At 62.5% G+C, this 2,600-nt stretch carries 1 protein-coding gene and 1 pseudogene; one reads left to right on the forward strand and one right to left on the reverse strand.

Going from position 1 to position 2,600, the window contains the following annotated elements; genetic code table 11:
* The first annotated feature begins 427 nt into the window (after nucleotides 1-427).
* Nucleotides 428-2,395, forward strand: coding sequence for a M23 family metallopeptidase (locus EN993_RS34365; protein ID WP_164548791.1), 1,968 nt, complete (start codon nucleotides 428-430; stop codon nucleotides 2,393-2,395).
* A gap of 29 nt (nucleotides 2,396-2,424) precedes the next feature.
* On the opposite strand, the pseudogene EN993_RS38135 reads toward EN993_RS34365, so the two are convergent.
* A pseudogene (locus tag EN993_RS38135) lies at nucleotides 2,425-2,600 on the reverse strand (MFS transporter); the annotation flags it as partial.

Consider the following 2,600-nt stretch of genomic DNA (forward strand, 5'->3'; position numbering starts at 1 on the left):
GGCGTATATAGTCGCCACCAACGAGAACTGTCAACACCGATCTCAAAGTTTTTGAACTTTTTGCGACAGAAATTTCGTGCCCTGTCTGTCGATAGCCGACTGCCCCAAGGGAACTCGGGACACCACGAGTGGACGGCCACGAAAGAGCCCTATTGCCGCCGCATTGCCGTTCGACACCAAAGCCAACGAAAGGGCGCAGCGCCGGTGGCGCAGTGCCTCTTTCAGGAGCGCTATATGGGAGTACGCGATGAGCCTTGCAGAGAAGGTGCACCGCACCTCCTGGTAGAGCGCCCCATAAGAAAAGTGCGCGAGGGGAATTCGGTCGGAGCCTGGCGCTTCGTTGACTTCACCTGCCATGACAGGCAAATGTCACGGCCACAACAAAAGCGACAAGCCGTTCCGCCCGGGGAAGAAGCAGCCTTTCTGGATGCCAGACACGGAAGATGTCATAGCCGAACTCGGCAACGAGCCGCCGCTTATCGCGGACGGCCGCAGCGGCCCGCCCGACCGGCGCGAGGTTTCTGCACGCTGGTTATCGGGAACCTTTCTCACCGGTGTGACCTCGAGCGTGTTGATGGGCGTGGCGCTGTTCGCCGCTCTTGACGGTCGCCAGCAGCTGGCCACCCCACCCGAGATCGCCGAGTTGATCAGTCTTGCCGGCAACGGCGATTCCGGCGAAGTCGCCAAGACGACCAGGCTGGTGGCGCCGCGTCAGATCGCCAAGGCCAAGGACCGTCGGCGCATGGAAGTGTCGATGGTCACCAAGGTCGGCGACCGCGACGTTATCCACACCATGCCTTTCGTGCAGATCAAGATGGCGCTCGCCGCCGGCCACACCACCAGCCGCGCCTACCCGCCTTTTGATCCGATGCAGGTGTTCGGCGACGACAGCGACGACAGTGCTCAGCCGGCGACAGCCTCTGCCGCTTCCGGCCAGATCTATGGCGCCAAGGTCGAAAGCGAGATGAGCCTGAAGACCGTCGATTTCCCGATCTCGACGGCTTCCTTCGACGAAAAGAGCGACCTGTCCGCCGACGAGGTGGAAAAGGTGGTGCGCGAAGCCGGCACCGACCTCAGCGACGGCGCCGTGCAGGTCGCTTCACTTCACTATGTCGACCCGCAGCGATTCGGCGAAGCCTTTGCCGAGAGCATGGCAGGCTCCTACGACGTCAAGATCGTGCCGGAAAACGTCTCGGTGGCGCCGCGCGCCACCGCCGACGACCAGGCGCCGGCCTTCGCCGAGGAAATCATCCCCTTCACCAAGGATCTCGACGTCACCGAGGCTTTTGCAGATTCGGGCTACACGGGTGAAGACGCCACCGGCATGGCCGAAGCCATCGCCAAGCTGTTGAACGCGACGGCGCTCAAAGCCGGAACCGTGCTGCGTGTCGGCCTTGAGGTTCACGGCGATGCCGCCAAGGTCGTGCGCACCAGCGTCTACGACCGGACCCAGCACATCGTCACCATCGCGCTCGACGATCGCGGCCAGTATGTGCCCTCGCAGGAGCCGGATCCAAACCCCGAATTGCTGACGGCCTTCGATGATTCGTCGGCGCCGGTGGTGGTGCGCGGCAATCTGCCCAACATCTATGACGGCATTTACCGCACCGCCTATTCCTACGGCATGTCCAAGGCGATGACGCAGCGGCTGATCAAGTTGCTGGCGTCCGGCGTCGACTTCCAGTCACGTCTCAATCCTGCGGATCGCCTCGAAGTGCTGTTCTCGCAGCCGGACGGCGACGACCAGACTTCCGACGATTCGGAACTTCTGTATGTCTCGGCGACGTTCGGCGGCACGACGCGCAACTTCTACCGCTTTCAGATGCAGGACGGCAGCACCGACTATTTCGACCAGGACGGCTCAAGCGCTGAGCAGTTCCTGCTGCGCAACCCGCTGCCCAACGGCAGATTTACCTCTGGCTTTGGTGCCCGCAAACATCCGATCCTCGGCTATGTCCGCATGCACACCGGCACAGATTGGGCCGCTCCTATCGGCTCGCCGATCATCGCAGCCGGCAACGGCGTCGTCGAGAAGGCGGGCTGGGCCGGCGGCTACGGCAAGCAGATCATCCTGCGCCATGCCAATGGCTATGAGACGTCCTACAATCACCAGAGCGCCTTTGCCAAAGGCATCGAACCCGGGGTGCGCGTGCGCCAGGGCCAGGTTATTGGCTATCTCGGCCAGACCGGCCTCTCCACCGGTCCGCATCTCCACTACGAGCTGATCGTCAACGGCACCAAGGTCGATTCGATGCGTGTCCGGCTGCCGGTCGGCAAGGTGCTGAAGGGCGATGACCTCGTCGCCTTCAAGCGTGAACGCGAGCGCATCGACGACCTGCTGAAGCAGGAAGACAGCGATTCGCTGAAAGTAGCGAGCGCCAAGATCGACGGTTGATCCGTCGGCTTTTTAGCCTTTCTGGTTTCTCAGCCTTGCGGATTCTCGACGCGCCGCGACCATGGCAGCCGCTCACCGGAAATGGTCGTCCAGGCGATGACAGCCGCAAGCAGGCAAAGCAGCGCGGTCACCGAAGAGACGGCGGAAAACGCAGTGTCGCTGGCGGCGAGCCTTGCCGCATCGACGGTGGGCGCAAGTCCAACCG

It is taken from the genome of Mesorhizobium sp. M7D.F.Ca.US.004.01.2.1 (assembly GCF_003997785.1).
Classification (GTDB): domain Bacteria; phylum Pseudomonadota; class Alphaproteobacteria; order Rhizobiales; family Rhizobiaceae; genus Mesorhizobium; species Mesorhizobium loti.